At 56.1% G+C, this 244-nt stretch carries 1 protein-coding gene; it reads right to left on the bottom strand.

The annotated features are described in order from the left end of the window. On the bottom strand, positions 1-244 hold a 244-nt coding region (locus LKK83_RS27040; RefSeq protein ID WP_442957369.1), incomplete at both ends, for an anti-sigma factor family protein.

Raw genomic sequence — 244 nt, 5'->3', positions numbered from 1 at the left:
AGTTGCTGATAAAACTGCTGCATCTGTGGCTCGGTTTCCAGCCACCGTTCCACTTGCTCCACTTCCCCAGCACCCAATTCGCCATCGATATAGGCACTGAGCCATTCAAACCGTTCCGCTTCATGGGGCACCGCTTCCACCACCGGGGCGGCGGATTGCGCCTCCATCGCATCAATGCGGCTAAACACCTGCGCCACAAATTCTTCCACAGGTTCGTCAGAAATCGGCACCGGCATGTCATTCA

The sequence above is a fragment of the Phormidium sp. CCY1219 genome, assembly GCF_035615515.1.
In the GTDB taxonomy this organism is placed as follows: domain Bacteria; phylum Cyanobacteriota; class Cyanobacteriia; order Cyanobacteriales; family Laspinemataceae; genus CCY1219.
Note: the sequence above shows the minus strand (reverse complement) of the source record. Positions and strands in the feature narration are given on the sequence as shown.